This window comes from uncultured Enterovirga sp. (assembly GCF_964242715.1).
In the GTDB taxonomy this organism is placed as follows: domain Bacteria; phylum Pseudomonadota; class Alphaproteobacteria; order Rhizobiales; family Beijerinckiaceae; genus Enterovirga.
The window spans coordinates 1-20,272 of record NZ_CAXTAZ010000052.1; the positions used below are offsets into that span (position 1 = coordinate 1).

Here is a 20,272-nt window from a genome sequence, read left to right on the forward strand (position 1 = left end):
ATCCTGCGCTATCTCGGCACCTGCGACGGCGACATGGAGAAGGGCAGCCTGCGGGCCGACGTGAACGTGTCGGTGCGCCGCCCGGGCGAGCCGCTCGGCACGCGCTGCGAGATCAAGAACGTGAACTCGATCCGCTTCATCGGCCAGGCGATCGAATACGAGGCGCGCCGCCAGATCGCGATCATCGAGGATGGCGGCGTGATCTCGCAGGAGACCCGGCTCTTCGATGCCGGGAAGGGCGAGACCCGCTCGATGCGCTCGAAGGAAGAGGCGCACGACTACCGCTACTTCCCGGACCCGGACCTCCTGCCGCTCGAATTCGACCAGGTTTATGTCGACGCACTGGCCGAGGGCCTGCCGGAACTGCCGGACGCCAAGAAGGCTCGCTTCATCCGAGATTTCGGCCTCTCGTCCTACGATGCCGGCGTGCTCGTCGCGGAACGCGCCTCCGCGGACTACTTCGAGGCCGTGGCGGCCGGGCGCGACGGCAAGACCGCCGCGAACTGGGTCATCAACGAGCTCTTCGGCCGCCTGAATCGCGAGGGCCAGGACATCGAGGCTAGCCCGGTCTCGGCCGCGCAGCTCGGCACCGTCATCGACCTGATCGGCGAGGGCGTGATCTCGGGCAAGATCGCCAAGGACCTGTTCGAACTCGTCTGGAACGAGGCAAAGGACGGACCTGTCGATCCCCGCGCCCTCGTCGAGAGCCGCGGCATGCGGCAGGTCACCGATACCGGCGCGATCGAGGCCGCCGTGGACAAGATCATGGCGGCGAACCCGGACAAGGTCGCGCAGGCCAAGGCCAAGCCCACCCTCGCCGGCTGGTTCGTCGGCCAGGTGATGAAGGAAACCGGCGGCAAGGCGGCGCCGGCGGCCGTGAACGCGCTCGTGAAGCAGAAACTCGGGGTGGAATGAGATCTTGGCAGCGCGGTCGTTGGCGCAACCTCTGACGCCGGGAGGCCTGATCGTATGACAGGCTACCGGGAAATCGGTCGGAGAGCGTCCAGAAAGCGCGCGACGCGATGACGATCCCAGCTCTCACCTTCGTCCCAGAAGGTCCTCAGCTCGGCGTGGTTCAGCTTGATCCACTCTCGCAGCAGAGGAAGAACGGGACCCGAGACTCGGGCCGGTAGGAAATCGTCTCGAACCTCGGGCTCGGGCGAGATCGAGACGATGAGGCAGGGCACAGCCCGGCCCGGCGCATTCGGATACCACTTCACCCGTGGTCCGTGCGCACCGAGCGCCGTGGAAACGAATATCGTACCCGGGACACGGGTGTCCCCCTCGCCGAGGTTAGCCATTTCCAACAGTATGTCGTCGGCGAAATCGTCGGGAGGCGTGCGGGTTCGACGGGAAGGATCAACCGCTAGGGCCAGAGGGTCCATGACTTAGCTCGATACCGATGACGTGGGCCGCAGCGCGTTTCAGCCCGAGGCCACGATGTGTCCCGACATATCACGAATCCGGCTCAACGGCGCACACTGGACGGAGGCATGTCTTTGCCGAACGTGACCAGCCTTCATACAAACAAAACGGAAGCGACCGAGATGGGGCGTGCGTGCTAGGAGCGATGCCGTACGGCAGCTCCGTGCCCCTGAGGTCGCCTCCGCTTCGTGTTCGCAAGGGCCTCTCGGCTGCGGGCCGAACTATCCCGCAGCTGTCGCCGTGGCGAAATGCTGAGGTGGCGTCATTCGAGCCTCCTTTCCGGCTGATCCGGAGATCAGCGTGGCAGATGTCGTCCGTTTCTCCAGTCCGGCATCGGGCGTCATCCAGGTGAGACGACACGAAGACTGATCCTCGTGGCCGAGGTCGTCAAGCGATATCTTCGTTGCACCCGCGAGATGCATGGCCGGGACGGAAGATGGCTCTCGCCCTTGCGACTTGCGCCGGCGGCCCCTCTCGGAGCATGGGACATGCAAGAGCCGGCACGAGCCGCGCCTGTCTGGGAGACGCTCATGGGCAAGCACGATATCCGCGTCGCGACCTTCGCCGGGCCCGGCGCCCAGCCGGTCTTCCGGACCGTCGCATGGCCGGAGGTTCCGAAGAAGGCGGCGCTGATCCAGGTCGGGGCCTGCGGCGTCTGCGGCACCGACCAGCACATCCTGAAGGGGCATTGGCCAAAACCGCTGCCTTGGCCCTTCACCCTCGGCCACGAGATCGGCGGCATCATCGTCGAGAAGGGTGCCGAGCTTACCGAAGACTTCATGGGCAAGCCGCTCGATGTCGGCTCCAAAGTGATGATCCCGCCGCTGATGCCGTGCGGTCATTGCTATTACTGCGTCCACTATCCCGAGACGGCGAACAAGTGTCTGACGCCGGTCTATTACGGGCGCTATCTCGGCTTCGACAAGGCGCCGCATCTCTGGGGCGGCTGGGCGGAGTATGTCTATGTCGATCTCGACATGCTGCCCGGCACCAAGGTCTACAAGCTGCCCGACGATATGTCCCTCCGGCTCGGCGCCCTCTCGGAGCCGATGACCTCCTGCATGCGGGCCTTCAACCGCGCCAAGAAGGCCGGCGGCTTCAACTGGGGCGACACGGTCGTGATCCAGGGCTCCGGCCCGATCGGCATTTTGGCGATCGCCGCCGCACAGGAGATGGGCGCCGGCCGGGTCATCTGCGTCGGCGCGCCGGAGGAGCCGCGGCTCGCGCTCGCCCGCAAGTTCGGCGCCGAGGCGACGGTGAATATCGAGGAGGTGACGAGCCCGGCGGACCGCATCGCCCGGGTGCGCGAGATCGTCGGCGGCTTCGGGGCCGACCTCGTCATGGATTGCTCCGGCCATCCGAGTGCGGGCCCGGAAGGGATCGAGTTCCTGCGCGACGGCGGCACCTATGTCGAGATGGGCCAGTTCACCGATGCAGGCTCGATCCAGACGAACTGGCACCGCATCTGCACGAAGGACTTGAACGTCCTCGGCTCCTGGGCCTTCACCGGCAACGACCTGCCGCTCGGCGTCGACATGCTCTACCGCACCCGCGACAAGTATCCGTATTTCGACATGCAGACGATCTACCCCTTCACCGAGGACGGCGTGTCGCGGGCGGTGGCGGATGCGATGGCGATGAAGACCGTGAAGTCGACGATCGTCCCCTTCCCGGAACTCGTCGACTGACGCGTACCGGCCCATGTGCAACCTCTACTCGGTCACCACGAACCAGGAGGCGATCCGCAATCTGTTCCGGGTCGAGCGCGACCTCGCCGGCAACCTGCCGCCGCTGCCGGCCCTCTTCCCGGATTCGATGGCGCCGGTGGTCCGGACGGGCCCGGACGGAATCCGCGAACTCGCCATGCTGCGCTGGGGCATGCCCTGCCCGCCCGCCTATGGCGGCGTTCCGGTGACCAACATCCGCAACCCGAAAAGCCCGCATTGGCGGGCGTGGCTGAAGCCCGCGAACCGCTGCATCGTCCCGGTCACGGCCTTCTGCGAATATGCCGACACGAAGCCACGGAAAACGCCGACCTGGTTCGCCCGGGACGAGACCCGGCCCGTCTTCGCCTTCGCGGGAATCTGGTGCCACTGGACCGGCATCCGGGGCACGAAGGCGAACCCGGTCGAGGGCCCCCACCAGCTCTACGGCTTCCTGACCACCGCGCCGAATGCCGTCGTCGGCCCGGTCCACCCGAAGGCCATGCCGGTGATCCTAACCGATCCTGCCGACATCGAGACCTGGCTCACCGCACCGATCGAAGACGCACTCCAACTGCAGCGGCCGGCCCCGGACGATGCCCTTCTCATCGTCGCGACCGGCGCACGCGAGGACCCGCCGCCTGGCAAGGCGGCGAGCGACGCAGGGCCGCTCTTCGCCTGATCAGCCCTCCGTCGGCGCGGGTCCGCGCGTCGTGTCCCGCCCCTGGATCTCCGCCAGCGTTACGGGCGCGCCGGTTAGGGCGGATTCGTAGATCGCCTCCATGACGACGTGATCCTGCACGCCCTCCTCGCCGGGCGTGTGCGGGATCCGGTTCTCGGCGATGCACTGGGCGAAGTGGTCGAGTTCCAGCGCGAACTGGTTCTTGGCCCCGACCTCGATCTGGTCCACGGCCGCCTTCCGGCCGGCGCGATGGCCGATGCGCATCTGCTGCCCGCGATACGAAAAGGCGTTCTCGATATCGATCCAGGCCTTCTCGAGATGGACCCGGATCGGCTTGCCGTCATGGGCGTCGTAGCCCGTGAAGCAATTCGCGACGATGCCGGACGGGAAGCGCAGCATGAAGGCGACATTCTCCTCGACCTCGTGGAAGCGGGGATCGTTCGGCGTGCTCCACTGGCGGGCGAAAACCTCGACCGGCTCCTCGCCGAGATAGGCGCGCGTCGTGTTGAGGCAGTAGAGGCCGATATCGGGCAGCGCTCCCCCGCCCGCCATGGCGAGCTTGTGCCGCCATTGGTTGGGATCGCCCTGGCTCTGCGTGTTGATCGCGTCGATGAACTTGACCGGTCCGAGCTCGCCCGACCGGATCAGCCGCATCGCCTCGCGGTTGTAGGGCTCGTACTGGATCCGGTAGGCGATCATCAGCTTCACATTCGCGGCGCGGCACGCTTCCGTCATCTCGCGCGCCTCGGCCGACGACATCGCCATCGGCTTCTCGCAGAGCACGTGCTTGCCGGCCTTCGCGGCCCGGATCGTGAACTCGTGGTGCATGGAATTCGGCAGGACGACATAGACGGCCTGGATCGCGGGATTTTGGGCGATCCGGTCGAAGGAGGCGTAATCGTAGACCGCATCGGGACGGATGCCGTATTGCCCGGCCACCGTTCGGGCCTTGTCGGGCGAGCCCGACACGAGCGCGACGGGCTTCGCGCGCCGGCTCTCCCCGAAGGCGGGCAGGATCTCCTCAAGCGAGAGCCGGCCAAGACCGACGATCGCGAAGCCGATGCGCTGGTCGGGGGGCAGTGGTGCCGGGGGAGGCGGGGACGGCTTGTCGGCCTCGCCGCGCCAGTTCGGGAACACGACCCGCCCGCCCTCGACCCGGCCGACATCGAGCGCGGAGGGCGGGATGGTGCCGGCCGCGAGCGCAGGGCCGGACAAAGCCGTGCCGGCGAGCGCGAGGCCCGTGGCCCCCATCAGCTTGCGCCTCGACATCGTGTCGGTGGTGTCCGTCATCGGCCTGATCGCCCCTGTGTCATGTCACCCGCGAACGGGCCGGGACCGGCAGGGTTCCTGGGCCGGGCTTGCCTCTCCGGGATGTGATCGGTCGCGAAGGGCGGGACCTTCCCGGTCGGGAGAGGCCGGCGGCCTATCCGATCACGAGGGCCCAGTAGCGGGTGCTCCCGCTGTCGGCCCGGCCGAGACCGATGCGGCGGGCGCCCGCCATCAGCAGGTTCGCCTGGTGCGGGGCCGAGCCCTGCCATTGCGCGATCGCGCCGGCGACGTCGTCCGAGCCGTAGGCCAGGTTCTCGGCCACGGCGCCCGCGATGCCGAAGCTGCGGACGCGGCCTGCGAAATCGCCGTGCGACAGGCTCCCGGCGGCGGCGACGCTCCTGGCCTGGTATTCCGCGGCCGCTGTGAGCTTCCGGTCGACGGAGACGGGGGGCAGGCCCGCTGCCTGCCGGATCGCGGAGATCAGTTGCGCGGCTCGGGCGGCGTCATTCCCGGCTGTCGGTTTTCGCGGGGCAGCGGTGGTGCCTCGTCCGGCAAGGATCGCGGCTGACGAGAAAGCGGCCAGGCCGGCGGTGAAGGTTCGGCGGTTCATCGATGCTCCCGGTCTCGTCCGAATCCATGGCGGGCGAATCCTTGTACGAGGGTAGGCGGAGCTCGGGGCATTTTAGCGGCCGAGGATCCGGCCCGCCCCTCGTCGTGGGGCCGCTCAGGTCGGTGCCGATGCCCGCCCGGACGACGCCCGACCGGCGGCCGGGATCGGCACGCGCCAGCGCCTGTGCATCCAGAGCCATTGCTCGGGATGCTCCCTCACCCAGCCCTCGACCACGCGCGTCATCGCCTGCACGGCGCCCGCGACGTTGATCTGCCCGTCGGGATCGCGCGGCAGGTCGAGGGGCGGCGTGATCTCCAGCCGGAACCGGTGGCCGGCAAGGCGGATCACGCGGGCGCCGTGAACCGGCACGTCGTGATGGCGCGCGAGCTTGGCGAGAAGCGGGTTCGCGAGCGCCGGCCGGCCCATGAAATCCACCACCACGCCCCGGGTAAAATGCTGGTCGATCAGCTGGCCGACATGGCCCTGGCGGTCCAGGACCCCCGAGATCGCATAGGCCGCGCCGCCGCCCGTCGAGGCCGCGAGACCACCCATCGTGCCGGCCCGAACCTCCTGCACGACCGCGGCGATGGCGGGGTCGTTCGGGGGCCGGAAGATCGCGGTCGTCTCGAGCCCGAACCGGGCCGCGCAGATCGCCGGCAGCTCCCAATTGCCGAGATGGGCCGAGAACACGATGCCGGCCCGGCCGTCGTCGCGGAGGGCGAGGAAATGCTCGGCGCCGCCGACCTCGATCCGGCCTGTCTCGGCCGCGTCGGGATCGTAGTCGAAGATGGTCGCAAGATGGGCGTATTCGGCCCCTGTCCGGCCGAGATTGGCCCAGGCGCCGTCGACGATTGCCCGCACCTCCGCCTCGCTCGCCTCCGGATAGGCGGCCCGGACATTCACGAGCGCGATCCGGTTCTGCTTCAGGAGCCGCCCGACGGTGCGGGCCACGAAAGCCCCGACATTGCTCGACAGCTCCGGCCCGATCGCGCGCGCGAAGGCGAAGACGCTCCTCACGAGCGCGATCATCACGGCCCCGCCGATCCGCTTCACGAAGCGGAGGGCCTGCAGCTTGAAGCGGAGCCATCTCACGGCTGAGACTTCGGCGGATAGGAATGACGAACGCCGCGCCAATCTTCGACGGCCGTCTCTCCGCAGTCTTCGCGGAGATAGACCGGGCCGATCGGCGACTTGCCGTGGCCGCCCGGAATGTCGAGGACGTAATCCGGCTGGCAGAGACCCGAGACCCGGCCACGCAGGTCGCGCATCAGGGCACGCCCCTCGGCCATGTTGGTCCGCAGATGCGAGGTGCCCGGCGCGAGGTCGCCATGGTGGAGGTAATAGGGCTTCACCCGTGCCTCGACGAGGGCGCGCATGAGCGCCTCCAGCGTCGCCGGATCGTCGTTGACGCCGCGCAAGAGAACGGACTGGCTGAGGAGCGGGATGCCGGCTCCCGCGAGCCGGTCGAGCGCGCCACGCGCCGCCTCGGTCAGTTCGCCGGGATGGTTGGCATGCAGGACGAGCCAGGTGGTCGCGCCTGGAACGCGAAGCGCCCGGACGAGCGCCGGCGTGACTTGCTCCGGATCGACGACCGGCACCCGCGTGTGCAGGCGGACGATCTTGACGTGAGGAATGGCCGCGAGCGCGGCCATGATCCCGCCCAGCCGGCGCGGAGACATGACGAGCGGATCGCCGCCCGTGAGGATCACCTCCCAGATTTCGGGCCGGCTCCGGATGTAGTCTAGCGCCCGGCCGAGCGCCGCGGGTGACAGGGCCTGCGCCTTCCCGGGCCCCACGCTCTCGCGGCGAAAGCAGAAGCGGCAATAGACGGCGCAGACATGGACCGGCTTCAGCAGCACCCGGTCCGGATAGCGGTGCACGATGCCCTCGACCGGGCTGTGCGCCTCGTCGCCGATCGGGTCCGCGCGTTCATGTGGCAGGGTGTCCAGCTCGGCCTCGCTCGGGACGAATTGCCGGGCGATCGGATCGTCGCCGACGCCCGCCTGGATGAGCTCGGCCATCGCCGGCGTGATCGCGACGGCATAGCGCGAAGCGACCTGGTCGAGCGCGGGCAGCTGGTCCGGGCGGACCATGCCCCTGCCGGCAAGGTCGTCGATCGAGCGTAGCGTGTGGTGGCAGGGGTCCAATGCGAAAGTCCGGAACGGGATCACGTCTCGCACGGGATACCAGGATCAGGTGATCTGGTTCGAGCCTGGACCGCGGCGCTTGTGCGTGGGTTCCGGGCCGGGCGCAAGCCGACGTCCGATCGGCCGGTTACGCGACCGGTGTCCAGATCACGTCCTCCACGCGCTCGGCTCCCACGGCCAGCATCACGAGGCGGTCGAGCCCGAGCGCCACGCCGGACGCTTCCGGCATCGCGGCGAGCGCCTGCAGGAAGTCTTCGTCGACCGGGTAGCGTTCGCCGTAGATGCGCTGGCGCTCGTCCATCGCCGCGCTGAAGCGGCGGCTTTGCTCGACGGGATCGGTCAGCTCGCCGAAGCCGTTCGCGAGTTCGATGCCGCAGACATAGAGCTCGAACCGCTCGGCGAAACGCGGGTCGTCCGGCGTGCGCCGGGCGAGGGCGGCCTCCTCGACCGGGTAGCGGTCGAGGATCGTCGGGCGTTTGAGGCCGAGATGCGGCTCCACCTTCTCGACGAGGACGCGCGAGAACAAATCGGACCAGGTGTCGTCGGCTGCGACCCGGATGCCGGCTGCCCGGCAGCATCGCATGAGCGCGTCCGCATCCGGCTCTCCGATCGCCGACATCGTGGCCGCAAGGTCGATCCCGGCAAAGCGCGCAAAGGCTTCGGCCACGGCGATCCGCTCGGGCTCCGCTTGGGGATCGCAGGTCCGGCCGCGGAACTCGAGACGCGAGCGCCCCGCTTCCTCGGCCGCGAGCCGGACCAGGGCAATGCCGTCCTCGATCACGGCCCTATAGGGCTCTCCGGCCCGATACCATTCCAGCATCGTGAATTCGGGATGGTGTAGCCGGCCGCGCTCCCGGTTGCGGTAGACATGCGGTAGCGCGAAGAGCCGTGGCTCGCCGGCGGCGAGCAGCTTCTTCAGCGCGAATTCCGGCGAGGTGTGAAGGTGCAGCGGCATCCGGCCGCCGTCGGGTGCGACCGCCTCGGTCGAGAAGGCGTGGAGATGGGTTTCGTTGCCGGGCGATACCTGCAGCGCCGCCGGATCCACCTCGACGAAATCACGGTCCGCGAACCAGGCCCTGATGGCGGCGACGATGCGGTTTCGCAGCAGCAGGCGCGGGCGGCGATCGAGATGGACGGAGCGGTCCCACCATCGCGTCATGAGGGAGCGGGCACGAGCCCGTGCCGCAGCATCACCTCCCGCATCCGTTCGGGATCGGGCGGGCCGGCCGCCACCAGCGCGGCCAGCTCGCGGAAATATTCCGGCCCGAGAACGCCCGGGGTGAGGATCGTCAGGCAAGTCGCCGGCTCGCCGCTGTCATTGGCGAAGCCGTGCACGACCCCGCGCGGGATGAAGAGGGTGTCGCCGGGCCCGATCTCGCGTCGCTCGCCGTCGACCGTGAAGCCGAGTCGACCGGACAGGCCGTAGACGGTCTCTTCCCAGTCCCGGTGATGGTGAGGCACGGGCATGCGGCCCGTCGGCGGCACGGTCATCTCGAACAGGTCGAGGCTGCCGCCGGTCTCGTGCTTGCTCCGGAGGAAGCGCAATTCGAGCCCGCCGATCCGGATCACCTCTGTCACCGGGCCGCCTCCAGGACATTGCGGCGGGATAACTGGCGCGCTTGGCCGAGATCGGCTAGTCCGGCCGGACGCCACGCGGCCCGCAGCGCCGCGCCGTCCGCAGTATCGATCGGGAAAGTCACGAACGTGAAGGTCATCGCGTCCACCCTCCGCAAGGGCAACGTCGTCGAGGTCGACGGCAAGCTCTACGTGATCGTCACGGCCGAGAATATCCATCCCGGCAAGGGCACGCCGGTGACCCAGCTCGACATGAGACGCATGTCGGACGGCGTGAAGGTGGCGGAACGCTACCGCACGACGGAGCAGGTCGAGCGCGCCTTCGTCGAAGATCGCGAGCACACCTTCCTCTACCAGGATTCGGACGGGTTTCATTTCATGAACCCGGAGACCTTCGACCAGCTTGCCGTCCCGAAAGAGGTGATCGGGGACGGCGCGGCCTACCTTCAGGAGGGGATGGCCTGCAACCTGTCAGTCTATAACGGCACGCCGATCGCCATCGAACTGCCAGCCCGCGTCACCCTCGAGATCACCTCGACCGAGCCGACGATGAAGGGCCAGACGGCCTCGTCCTCCTACAAGCCCGCCATGCTGGCGAACGGCATGCGGACGATGGTGCCTCCCCATATCGCGACCGGCACCCGCATCGTCGTGCAGACGGCGGACGGCTCCTACGTCGAACGGGCGAAAGACTGACCCACCTGGCCGGTCCAGCTTTCGGTGAGGAGCGCACGGCCCGACGGGCCGATCCGGTGGGCGGCGTGAACCCGCATGTCGCGGCGGTCGCCTCGCCGCCGATCCCCGAGGCGCGCTCCTGGGCGGCGCGCTATGACGGGCGCCACGGGCCGCTGCTCGACCTGACCCAGGCCGTTCCCGGCTATCCGCCGCATCCCGACCTCGTCCGCCATCTCAGCGGGGCTGCCGGCGAGCCGGGCAGCTACAGTTACGGCCACATCACGGGCGACCTTGCGCTCCGCGAAAGCTACGCGGCCGAGGTCTCGTCCCTCTACGGCGGGCGGGTCGATGCCGACGAGGTCGCGATCACGACGGGGGCCAACATGGCTTCTTTCGCGATCACGCTGCTCCTGGCCCGGGCCGGCGATGCCGTGGCGCTGCCGACGCCCTGGTATTTCAACCACCAAATGAATGCCCGCCTTCTTAGCATCGATATCCTGCCCATCCCGTGCCGGCCGGAGACCGGCTTCGTGCCCGACCCGGCGGAGGCCGAGCGCCTCCTCGACGACCGCGTCCGGGCGCTTCTCCTCGTCACGCCGAACAACCCGACGGGGGCCGTCTACCCGCCCGACGTGATCGCGGGCTTCGCCGACCTCTGCCGTCGCCGCGGCATCATGCTCGTCGTCGACGAGACCTACCGCGATTTCCGCGCCGCCGATGCGGGTCGTCCGCACGCGCTCTTCGCGGGCCCGTGGCAGGATCATGTGATCCAGCTCTACAGCTTCTCGAAGAGCTATTGCGTCCCGGGCTTCCGGGCGGGCGCCATCGTGGCCGGCGCCGCCCTGATGCCGGACCTCACGAAGATCCTCGATTGTCTGCAGATCTGTGCACCGCGTGTCGGCCAGGCGGGCCTCGCCTGGGCCATCGACGCGCTCCGCCCGTGGCGGGACGAGAACCGTGGCGTGATGAACCGGAGGGCCGAGGCCTGCCGCCACGCCTTTGCGGCGGCCGAGGGCTGGCGGGTCGATGCGCAGGGCGCCTATTTCGCCTATTTGCGACACCCCTTTCCGGGCCGAACGTCCTGGCAGGTCGCCGAGGAACTCGCGGCCGAGCGCGGCATCGTGACTCTGCCGGGCGCCGCCTTCGGGCCCGGTCAGGAGAACCATCTCCGCCTGGCCTTCGCCAATGTGGACGAACGCATGATCGCGGATGCCGCCCGGCGGCTCGACGGCTTCGAACTGGCCGAGGCATCCACGGCGGATTGAGCTAGGACGGCGACCGAACGATCCGGGAAAGACAAGAACAGTAGAGTGGCGGCAATTTTCGGGCGGTCAGAGTTGTCATCGAGCTCAGCCGAGCTCGATGTCCCATCGTGAACGAACCGTAATCTACCGTTCATGCCATCAATCGGAACACATCCCGTAAGGTCATGTTGTCGATACAGGCTCTTTCGGGAGCGTGTCTCATCGAGGGATCAACCGATATGACTCTGTTTCGAACCATTGTCGCCGCTGGGGCAGCGTTCGGCGCCATAAGCGTCGCCCCTATCACCGCGACGGCAGCTCCGCTGGATATTGCGCGCAAGATCGTCTCGACCGAAGCGGTGCCGGTCACCTTCGCCCAGTTCCGCGGTCGCCGCGGCGGCTTCGGCCATCGAGGCGGCTTCCGACGCGGTGGGTACGGACGCCCATACGGTTATCGCGGCTACGGCCGGCGTGGCGGCGGCTTCGGTCCCGGGTTGGGGCTCGGGCTAGCGACCGGCGCCATCCTCGGAGGCGCGCTCGCCGCGCAGGCCGCACCTCCGCCTCCGATGGCCTATTCCGGCAACGCCGTCGCTTACTGCTCGCAGAAATACCGGTCCTTCGACCCGGCGAGCGGGACCTATCTCGGCTATGATGGCGTCCGTCATCTTTGCCAGCTCCCCTGATAAAGTGAGGGAGGGGCGGCCTCACCGTCGCCCCTCCCTGCGCGCCCGCGAGGCCTCGCTCAGCCGACGGATTCCACGCCCCATTCGTCCTTGGCTTCGGCAGCGGTCCGGTTCAGCCGGACCGCCTGCTCGTCGACCGAAGCGATGGAATCGACGTGAATGTAATGGTGCTCGCCGCCCGCGTCCGGATCGGTCTTGGTCAGCTTGATGCGCTGTCCGTCGAGGTGGTCGACCGTCCCGACATGCAGCCCGTCCGAACCGAGAACCTCGGCATGTTCCTTGATCTTTGCCGTGTCGACCATCGTCAATCTCCGAACCTGGCAGGCCCTCGGCCTTCCGAATGCGGCTCAACGAGACGCGATGCGGCACGTTCCGGTTGTTGACCGGACCGTGATCAAGGGACTGACGCTCACTGCGTGAGGGGGCAGCCGCTGTTCTTCGCGGTCGGGAAGGCCTGGTCGCCCTTGATGGTCGCGAGCTGCTTGTAATAGTCCCACGCAGTCTTGGATTCCGACGGCTTCTTAACCTCGAAGAGATAGACGTCGTGCACCATGCGGCCGTTCTGGAGGACCTTGCCGCCCTTCGCGAACAGGTCGTCGACGGGCATCTCCTTCAGCATCTTCGACACGGCATCGGCATCCGTCGAGCCGACCGCCTTCACGGCCTTCAGGTATTGCAGGACGGACGAATAGGTGCCCGCCTGGATCATGTTCGGCATGCGGCCGGTCTTCTCCATGAAGCGCTTGCCGAAGCCGCGGGTCTGGTCGTCCATGTCCCAATAGAAGCCTTCAGTCAGGACGAGGCCCTGGGCGGCCTGCAGACCGAGCCCATGCACCTCGGAGAGGGTGAAGAGGAGCGCGGCGAGACGCTGCCCGCTCTGGACGATGCCGAACTCGGCCGCCTGCTTGATCGAATTGTTGGTGTCCGCCCCGGCATTGGCGAGGCCGATGATCTTCGCCTTCGAGGCCTGCGCCTGGAGCAGGAACGAGGAATAATCGGAGGCGGCGAGCGGGTGGCGAACCTGGCCCAGGACCTTGCCGCCCTTCGAGGTCACGTATTTCGCGGTGTCGGACTCGAGCGAATAGCCGAAGGCGTAATCCGCGGTGAGGAAGAACCAGCTGTCGCCGCCGGTCTCGACGAGCGAGCCGCCGGTCCCGACCGCGAGCGCGTGCGTGTCGAAAGCCCAGTGGAAGCCGTAGGGCGTGCAAGCCTTGCCGGTGAGGTCGGAGGTGGCCGCTCCGCTCACCATCGTGATCTTCTTCTTGTCCTTCGACAATTGCTGGACGGCGAGCGCGACGGAAGACGTCGTCAGCTCCATGATCGCGTCGACGCCGTCGACGTCATACCATTGCCGGGCGATGTTCGAGGCGATGTCGGGCTTGTTCTGGTGGTCGGCCGAGACGATTTCGATCGGCTTGCCCAGGACCGAGCCGCCGAAATCGGCGATTGCCATCCGGGCTGCCTCGACGGACCACTTGCCGCCGTAATCGGCATAGACGCCGGATTGGTCGTTCAGGATCCCGATCTTGACCGGTTTCGCCGCGCTTTGCGCCTCGGCGAGAGAAGGGGCGAGCGCAAGCGTCGCCGCGCCGATCCAAAGTGTCCACACCTTCATTCCGCGTCCTCCCGTGCTTTGCCGCGAGAGAACCGTGCCGAGCGCGTCTGTCAATGCTCCGAAAGGCGGTCCGCGCTGGCTCCGGCCCGCCTCCCGGGCGCTATTTCATCAGGCCCGCTGCCCGCAGCGCGTTCGAGATGATCGCGCCGACATCGCCCGGCCGCTCCGGCGCCGGCTGTGCCCCGACCTTGTCGGTGGAACTCGGCGAAGGGCGAGGCGCCTTCGACCTGGTCATTTCGATGCTGCCATCCGGCGAGACGAGGGCGACGGACCCGGCCGGAGCGGAGGCACTGACCGCTCGTGGCCGGTGCGGAGCCGCCGAATCGCTTTCGGACAAGAGACCCCAAAACGCGGCCATGTGGTAGGAGGACGAGATCCCGACCTCGAGCAGGAACGGCCCCGTCGCCCCGTAATTGTCGTCGTCGGTGCCGACCGCGAGCGGCGCACCGTGACCCATGCCGGCGATGGTGAAGGATTCGAGCACCTCGCGGCCGGACGCGTCGCGCCACAACTCCCTCGGGTGGCCGTCGACCACGCCCGTTTCGGTCGGGACCGCCGGCAGGCCGTGCACGTCGGTCCATTGTTTGACGAGCTCGCGGGCGTTGCCTGGCTTCACGGTTCCGTCCGAGGCGCCGTGCCAGATCGAGAGCCGCGGCCAGGGTCCGTGGTGCGGCGAGGCGGCCCGGACGAGATCGCCCCAGCTCCCAGCCGGGCGGTTGTCGCCTTGGAACATGGCATGGAGCGCCTGCTGCACGTTGGCCGCCGCCCCGTAGGGAAGCCCGGCGACGATGCCGCCGCCCGCGAAGACCTCCGGGTAGGTCGCGAGCATCACGGCCGCCATCGCGCCCCCGGCGGAGAGGCCAGTGACGAAGATGCGGCTCCGGTCGACATTGTGGTCCGTCGCGGCGCGCTCGATCATCTCTCGGATCGACAGCGCCTCGCCCGCGCCCCGCGTCGTGTCGCCGGGCTGGAACCAGTTGAAGCAGCTCTTCGGGTTGTTGGAAGAGGGCTGCTGCGGGCAGACGAGAACGAACCCGTAATGCTCGGCCAGCATATCCCAGCCCGCGCCGACGGCATAGCCCGCGGCGGTCTGCGTGCAGCCGTGCAGGACGACCACCATGGCGGGCGCAGCCGGCAGGCTCTCCGGCACGTAGGTGAACATCTGCAAGGCACCCGGATTGGAGCCGAAACCGGCCACGGGCTGAAGCTTCGCGGTACTGCCCGCTCCCGTAGAGTCCGCCAGGGAGACCGAGCCGGATCGGACGGCCTCCTGCCAGCGTTTGCGGAGGCTGGACAGGTCGAGGGTCGTCGCGCGTAGGCCGGCCATGAATGTCTGTTCCCGTGAGCGCCGCGGCTTTGCTCATGCTGCACTGCACCAAAGGTGAAATGGCGTGAAGGTTCCGATGCGCAAGGGCGCATGTCGTGGACCTCGGTCTCGAAGGTGGCTAATCAGGTCGAAGCTGGTTCGGGAGAAGCCGGCCGGAGGACACCCATGCGACGCTTCATCGCCGCCCTGGCCTGCCTTGCAACGCTGGGCGCCGTTCCGGCCCGTGCGGAAGTCGCGGAGGTCACGCTCGGCCAGCAATTCGGGCTGAGCTTCCTGCCCATGATGTATATGGAGCAGGCCGGCCTCGTCGAAAAGCATGCGGTCGCGCTCGGCCTCCCGAAGCCGAAGGTCGTGTGGGCGAAGCTCGCCGGGCCTTCGAACCTGAACGAGGGCCTGATCTCGGGTGCGATCCAGTTCACGGCGCTCGGGACGCCATCGGTCGGGCTGCTGTGGGACAAAACCCGGGGTGACGTGAAAGGCCTCGTCGCGATCTGCTCCTACCCGCTCTACCTCAACACCCGCTCGCCGAACGTGAAGTCGCTCAAGGATTTCGGGCCGACCGACAAGATCGCGGTTCCGTCCGTGAAGGTGTCGACCCAGGCCATCATGCTGCAGATGCAGGCCGAGAAGGAATGGGGTCCGGGCGAGCATTACCGGATCGACAGCCAGACCGTGTCGCTCGGTCATCCGGATGCGATGGCGGCGCTCCTCAGCAACACGGAGGTGACGGGGCATTTCGCCTCCTCGCCGTTCCACGAGCAGGAGCGGAAGGACCCGCGCATCCGGACCGTGATGACGTCCTACGAGATCCTCGGCGGCCGGGCGACGGCCGCGACCCTGATCACGAGCGAGCGGTTCAAGAAGGCCAATCCGAAGACGGTCCAGGCGGTACTCGACGCGACCCGTGAGGCGATCGAGTACCTGAACGCCGACAAGAAGCGCGCCGCCCAGACCTATCTCAAGCTCGCCGGCGGCAAGAACACGGTGGAGGAGCTCGAAGCGATCATCTCGCATCCGGACTGGGCCTACACGCTGACACCGGAGAAGATCGGCAAGACGGTCCAGTTCATGAACAAGCTCGGCACGGTGAAGACGCCGGTGACCGATTGGAAGCAGCTGTTCTTCCCGGAGGCGCACGGGCTGCCGGGAGACTGAGAGCCGTGCTTTTCAGGCCTCACTCCGTCATTCCGGGCGCGCTGCAGCACGCAGTGATGCTGCGCAGACCCGGAATCCACGGCTCGGGACACCAAATGGAAACGTTCCGATCGGGCGCCCTTCCATGGGTTCCGGGTTCTCGCTTCGCGAGCCCCGGAACGACGGGAGCCACACCATGATCCGCATCGGCTGCGGGGCCGGGTTCTCGGCCGACCGGCTCGGGCCGGCCTGCGATCTCATCGAGCATGGCCGGCTCGACGTCATCATCTTCGAATGCGTGGGCGAGCGCACGCTCGCCTTCGGGCATCGCGACCGCCTCGCGAATCCGGGCAAGGGCTACAACGCCCAGCTCGAGAGCCGGATGCGCCGCATCCTGCCGCTCTGCCGGCGGCACGGGACCAAGCTCGTGACCAATATGGGGGCCGCGAACCCCAAGGCTGCAGCCGAGGCGACGCTCCGGATCGCGCGCGAGCTCGGCCTCACGGGCCTCAAGGTCGCCTATGTGATCGGCGACGAGGTCACGGACCAGCTGTCGCCTGACACGCCGCTCTGGGAGGGCGGAACGGTCGCCGATGTCGGCCTGAAGCTCGTCGGGGCCAACGCCTATATCGGCTCGGACGCGCTGCTTCCCGCCATCCAGGCGGGGGCCGACGTCGTGATCGCGGGCCGGGTCTCCGATCCCGCTCTCGTGGTTGCGCCACTCCGCAACCATTACGGCTGGGCCGAGGACGACTGGACCCGGCTCGGCGCCGGCACGCTCGCCGGCCACCTTCTCGAATGCGGCATGCAGATCACCGGCGGCTATTTCGCCGATCCGGGCCGGAAGGACGTGCCACGCCTCGCCGAATGCGGTTTCCCGATAGCCGAGATCGACCCTGACGGGGGCGTCGTCATCACCAAGCTCGCCCACGCGGGCGGGTGCGTCACGCCGATGACCGTGAAGGAGCAGCTCCTCTACGAGGTCCACGATCCGGCCCGCTATCTGACGCCGGACGTGACGGCCGATTTCAGCCGCGTCGGCATCGAGGAGGTCGGGCCCGACCGCGTCCGCCTGTCCGGCGGTTCGGGGCGCGAGCGCCCGCCCGAGCTGAAGGTGACCGTCGGCTTCGACGGCGGCTACCTGGCCGAGGGCGGGATCAGCTATGCCGGCCCGAATGCCGGCGCGCGCGCCCGGCTTGCCCGGGACGTTCTCGAAGAGCGGATGGCGGAGACGCTCGGCAACGACGCGAAACTCCGCCTCGATCTGATCGGGATCTCCTCGCTGCACGGCACCGCGACCGAGTACCCCTCCGACGCGCAGGACGTGCGGGTGCGGGCCGCGCTCCGCTCGACGGATCGCGACAAGGCCGAGACGCTGCTCTGGGAGGTCGAGTCGCTTCTCTGTTGCGGCCCGGCGGGGGGAGGCGGCTACCGGGGCGCGATCACGCCCTCGGTCGTCACCTATTCGGCCTCGATCGCGCGCGACCGCGTCCCGACCCGGTTCGAGATGGAGGCGGCATGAGCCGGCGCCGTCTCTACGACATCGCCCATGCCCGGGCAGGCGACAAGGGCGACACGTCGAGCGTCGCGGTCTTCGTCTACGATCCCGCCGATTATCCGCTGCTCAAGGCGAGCCTCACGCCGGAGCGGGTCAAGGCGGCGTATCCGGACCTCATCCGGGGCGAGGTGGTGCGCTACGAGGTCGACCATCTCTGCGGGGTCAATCTCGTCATGCGGTCGGCGCTCGAGGGCGGGGTGAACTCGTCCCTCAATCTCGATTCGCACGGGAAATCGTGGAGCTTTCTCGTTCTCGGGCTCGAGATCGAGGCAGTCGCCGGCGACGAGGGAAGCGTCGAGACGCTGCCGAACGAGCCCGGCTGGGTCGCTTCGCCCGGCGTCAGTCGGTGACCTCGAACGCCCCGGACAGGGTCGCATCGGACGAGGAGCCGACGAAGACCTGGAAAGGGCCGGGCTCGACCACATAGGACCCGTCGTCGTCGTGGTAACCGAGCTCGGCAGCCGGGACCCGCAGGCTCACGATGCGGCTCTCGCCGGGAGAGAGCGCCACCTTCTCGAAGGCTTTCAGCTGACGCAGCGGACGGCTGACGCTTGCGACCGGCTGGCGGACGTAGAGCTGCACCACCTCGCGGCCGGCCCGGGCGCCGGTATTCGTGATGCGCACCTTCACGTCCAGCACCCCACTTTTCGTAATGCTGGGCGTGGTGACCAGGAGGTCGGACAGCGCGAAGCTCGTGTAGCCGAGGCCGAAACCGAAGGGGAAAAGCGGCGCGAGCGTCTCGTCGCTATAGCGGAGCGTGTAGCGGTTGCCCGCTTCGGGCGGGCGCCCCGTGGGAAGCCGATCGTAGCGGATCGGCACCTGGCCGACCGTGCGGGGCCACGAGACGGGCAGCTTGGCGGAGGGCTCGGCGTCGCCGAACAGGATGTCGGCCAAGGCATGTCCGCCTTCCGTGCCGGGAAACCACGCCATCAGGACCGCGCCGAGCCGGTCCACGATCGGCCCGAGCTCGATCGGCCGGCCGGCGACGAGCACGAGCACGACCGGCTTGCCGGTCTCGACCAGCCGGGCGAGTAGCTCGGCCTGCAGCCCTGGAAGGGTCAGGTGGGCGCGCGACCCGCCCTCGCCGGTGATCTCCTCCGTCTCGCCGAGAACCGCGATCACGAGATCGGCGCCCTTCGCGGTCTCGATCGCGGCCTCGAAGCCGTCCCGCGTTCCGCAGGCCGCGTCGCAGCCCGGCGAGAAGGCGAGGGTGGCGCCCGATCGTCCGGCGCGATCGGCCAATCCTTGGCGGGCCGAGATGCCGTCAGCCCAGATGGCGAGGGCCTCGTGAGGCCCGACCAGGGCTCTCGGCGTCTCGGCAAGACCTCCCACAAGTGCGATCCGGCGACCCGATGCGGGCTGGAGCGGCAGCGATCCCACGTTCCGGAGCAGCACCATGGTGTCCTGGGCCGCCCGGCGGGAGAGGGCGCGCGAAGCCTCGCTCGGGACCGGGCTGTCGACCAGGGCCGGGGGAGGTTGCTCGAACAGGCCCATGCGGAACTTCGCCCGCAGCACGCGCCGGGCAGCTTCGGTCACGACCGTCTCCGGAACGAGCCCGTCCCGGACGGCTCGGGCGAGATGCGCGCGGTAGAGGCCGTCCGCCATGTCCATGTCGACCCCGGCGAGGATGGCCTTCATGGCGGCCTCGGCCGGGCTGGCCGCCACGCCGTGATCGACAAGCTGGACGATCGCCCACCAGTCGGAGACCACGAACCCATCCCAGCCCCAGCGCTCGCGCAGGATGCCCGTGAGGAGGTTCCGGCTCGCTGTCGCCGGAATGCCGTTCAGCGTCGTGAAGGCGCTCATCACGCTCTCGGCTCCGGCCAGGATGCCGGCCCGGAAGGGCGGTAGATAGCTGTCGAACAGATCCCGCCTCGGGATCTCGGTCGCGTCGTAATCACGTCCGCCGGTGGCGGCGCCGTAGCCGACGAAATGCTTCAGCGTGGTCGCGAGCCCGCCCGCCCGAAACCCCTCGACCCGGGCCGCCGTGAAGAGCCGTCCGAGAAGAGGATCCTCGCCGAAGCCCTCGATGATACGGCCCCAGCGCGGGTCGCGCGCGAGGTCCGCCATCGGCGCGAAGGTCCAGTTGAAACCGACGGCCTTGGCCTCCCGGGCCGCCGCCTCGGCCGTCGCGCGGGCGAGCGCCGGATCGAAGCTCGCCGATTCCGCAAGCGCGAGCGGGAACATCGTCCGGAGCCCATGCAGAACGTCGAGGCCGACAAGGAGCGGGATGCCGAGCCGAGATTCCCGGGCGGCAGTCTGGGCGGCCGTGATCGCCGGTGCTTCGGTGAAGGCGAGCACCCCCCCAACGTGGCCGTTCCTGATCTCCGCGATGTCGAAGGCGGGATTGTTCGGCGTCAGGTTCAGCTGCCCGACCTTCTCGTCCAGCGTCATGCGGGCGAGCAGGGCCTCGACGCGGCTCTCCACCTCCGTCGCGCGGGATGGTGACTGGGCATGGGCAGGCGCGGAAAGAGCGGCGAGGCCGAGGAGGAGAAAGGCGCCGAGGATGGCGCGGTGGGGGCCGCGGATGAAGGTTTGAAGCATGTCGAGCGTGCGTGGCCTTCGGTCCGTCCCACCCCTATACACGGCCCGGGGCAGGCTTCCGCAAGCGAACGCGCGACCTTC

General features: G+C 68.4%; 20 protein-coding genes. 9 read left to right on the forward strand and 11 right to left on the reverse strand.

The window, feature by feature from the left end:
- From ACFE87_RS20205 to ACFE87_RS20215, 3 genes are all read left to right on the forward strand, one after another.
- On the forward strand, window positions 1-915 hold a 915-nt coding region (locus ACFE87_RS20205), incomplete at its 5' end, for an Asp-tRNA(Asn)/Glu-tRNA(Gln) amidotransferase subunit GatB (protein ID WP_375461456.1).
- 1,040 nt (window positions 916-1,955) lie between these two features.
- Entirely contained in the window at window positions 1,956-3,113 is a 1,158-nt protein-coding gene (locus ACFE87_RS20210; RefSeq protein ID WP_375461457.1) for a zinc-binding dehydrogenase, read from the forward strand.
- A 13-nt stretch (window positions 3,114-3,126) separates the two neighbouring features.
- On the forward strand, window positions 3,127-3,810 hold the full coding sequence (locus ACFE87_RS20215) for an SOS response-associated peptidase (RefSeq protein WP_375461458.1): 684 nt from the start codon (window positions 3,127-3,129) through the stop codon (window positions 3,808-3,810).
- Here ACFE87_RS20215 and ACFE87_RS20220 read toward each other — a convergent pair whose 3' ends face one another.
- The 7 genes from ACFE87_RS20220 to ACFE87_RS20250 form a co-directional block, all read right to left on the reverse strand.
- The gene (locus tag ACFE87_RS20220) at window positions 3,811-5,100 is read right to left on the reverse strand and encodes a Gfo/Idh/MocA family protein (protein WP_375461459.1); all 1,290 of its coding nucleotides are present in this window, start codon (window positions 5,098-5,100) and stop codon (window positions 3,811-3,813) included. It lies immediately after the preceding gene.
- Between the two features lie 133 nt (window positions 5,101-5,233).
- Window positions 5,234-5,689: a CAP domain-containing protein gene (locus ACFE87_RS20225; protein ID WP_375461460.1), complete on the reverse strand. Its 456-nt coding sequence runs from the start codon at window positions 5,687-5,689 to the stop codon at window positions 5,234-5,236.
- 114 nt (window positions 5,690-5,803) lie between these two features.
- Complete coding sequence (locus tag ACFE87_RS20230; protein WP_375461461.1) at window positions 5,804-6,781, reverse strand: lipid A biosynthesis lauroyl acyltransferase; 978 nt, start codon at window positions 6,779-6,781, stop codon at window positions 5,804-5,806.
- On the reverse strand, window positions 6,778-7,869 hold the full coding sequence (locus ACFE87_RS20235; protein ID WP_375461462.1) for a lysine-2,3-aminomutase-like protein: 1,092 nt from the start codon (window positions 7,867-7,869) through the stop codon (window positions 6,778-6,780). The genes ACFE87_RS20230 and ACFE87_RS20235 overlap by 4 nt, the downstream gene beginning before the upstream one ends.
- Window positions 7,870-7,963: 94 nt before the next feature.
- Window positions 7,964-8,995, reverse strand: coding sequence for an EF-P lysine aminoacylase EpmA (gene epmA / locus ACFE87_RS20240; protein ID WP_375461463.1), 1,032 nt, complete (start codon window positions 8,993-8,995; stop codon window positions 7,964-7,966).
- Window positions 8,992-9,414, reverse strand: a complete 423-nt coding sequence (locus ACFE87_RS20245) for a cupin domain-containing protein (RefSeq protein WP_375461464.1) — start codon at window positions 9,412-9,414, stop codon at window positions 8,992-8,994. The genes epmA and ACFE87_RS20245 overlap by 4 nt, the downstream gene beginning before the upstream one ends.
- Window positions 9,411-9,551 (reverse strand): hypothetical protein, encoded by a 141-nt coding sequence (locus tag ACFE87_RS20250; protein WP_375461465.1) that lies wholly within the window; start codon window positions 9,549-9,551, stop codon window positions 9,411-9,413. The genes ACFE87_RS20245 and ACFE87_RS20250 overlap by 4 nt, the downstream gene beginning before the upstream one ends.
- On the opposite strand from ACFE87_RS20250, the gene efp reads away from it, so the two are divergent.
- The 3 genes from efp to ACFE87_RS20265 all read left to right on the forward strand — a co-directional run bounded on the left by efp (window position 9,541) and on the right by ACFE87_RS20265 (window position 12,013).
- On the forward strand, window positions 9,541-10,107 hold the full coding sequence (gene efp, locus ACFE87_RS20255) for an elongation factor P (protein WP_375461466.1): 567 nt from the start codon (window positions 9,541-9,543) through the stop codon (window positions 10,105-10,107). The two genes, ACFE87_RS20250 and efp, sit on opposite strands and share 11 nt — an antisense overlap.
- A 65-nt stretch (window positions 10,108-10,172) precedes the next feature.
- On the forward strand, window positions 10,173-11,351 hold the full coding sequence (locus tag ACFE87_RS20260; protein ID WP_375461467.1) for an aminotransferase: 1,179 nt from the start codon (window positions 10,173-10,175) through the stop codon (window positions 11,349-11,351).
- Between the two features lie 218 nt (window positions 11,352-11,569).
- On the forward strand, window positions 11,570-12,013 hold the full coding sequence (locus tag ACFE87_RS20265) for a BA14K family protein (RefSeq protein ID WP_375461468.1): 444 nt from the start codon (window positions 11,570-11,572) through the stop codon (window positions 12,011-12,013).
- A gap of 59 nt (window positions 12,014-12,072) precedes the next feature.
- Here ACFE87_RS20265 and ACFE87_RS20270 read toward each other — a convergent pair whose 3' ends face one another.
- From ACFE87_RS20270 to ACFE87_RS20280, 3 genes are all read right to left on the reverse strand, one after another.
- Window positions 12,073-12,315, reverse strand: a complete 243-nt coding sequence (locus ACFE87_RS20270; protein WP_375461469.1) for a DUF2171 domain-containing protein — start codon at window positions 12,313-12,315, stop codon at window positions 12,073-12,075.
- A gap of 107 nt (window positions 12,316-12,422) precedes the next feature.
- Complete coding sequence (locus ACFE87_RS20275) at window positions 12,423-13,628, reverse strand: ABC transporter substrate-binding protein (protein ID WP_375461470.1); 1,206 nt, start codon at window positions 13,626-13,628, stop codon at window positions 12,423-12,425.
- A gap of 100 nt (window positions 13,629-13,728) precedes the next feature.
- The gene (locus ACFE87_RS20280; RefSeq protein ID WP_375461471.1) at window positions 13,729-14,955 is read right to left on the reverse strand and encodes an alpha/beta hydrolase family esterase; all 1,227 of its coding nucleotides are present in this window, start codon (window positions 14,953-14,955) and stop codon (window positions 13,729-13,731) included.
- A gap of 165 nt (window positions 14,956-15,120) precedes the next feature.
- On the opposite strand from ACFE87_RS20280, the gene ACFE87_RS20285 reads away from it, so the two are divergent.
- The 3 genes from ACFE87_RS20285 (at window position 15,121) to ACFE87_RS20295 (ending at window position 17,997) form a co-directional block, all read left to right on the forward strand.
- Complete coding sequence (locus ACFE87_RS20285; RefSeq protein ID WP_375461472.1) at window positions 15,121-16,110, forward strand: ABC transporter substrate-binding protein; 990 nt, start codon at window positions 15,121-15,123, stop codon at window positions 16,108-16,110.
- Window positions 16,111-16,285: 175 nt separating this feature from the next.
- Window positions 16,286-17,611: an acyclic terpene utilization AtuA family protein gene (locus ACFE87_RS20290; protein WP_375461473.1), complete on the forward strand. Its 1,326-nt coding sequence runs from the start codon at window positions 16,286-16,288 to the stop codon at window positions 17,609-17,611.
- Complete coding sequence (locus ACFE87_RS20295) at window positions 17,608-17,997, forward strand: hypothetical protein (protein ID WP_375461474.1); 390 nt, start codon at window positions 17,608-17,610, stop codon at window positions 17,995-17,997. The genes ACFE87_RS20290 and ACFE87_RS20295 overlap by 4 nt, the downstream gene beginning before the upstream one ends.
- Here ACFE87_RS20295 and ACFE87_RS20300 read toward each other — a convergent pair.
- Entirely contained in the window at window positions 17,987-20,191 is a 2,205-nt protein-coding gene (locus ACFE87_RS20300; protein WP_375461475.1) for a glycoside hydrolase family 3 N-terminal domain-containing protein, read from the reverse strand. The two genes, ACFE87_RS20295 and ACFE87_RS20300, sit on opposite strands and share 11 nt — an antisense overlap.
- Between the last annotated feature and the right edge of the window lie 81 nt (window positions 20,192-20,272).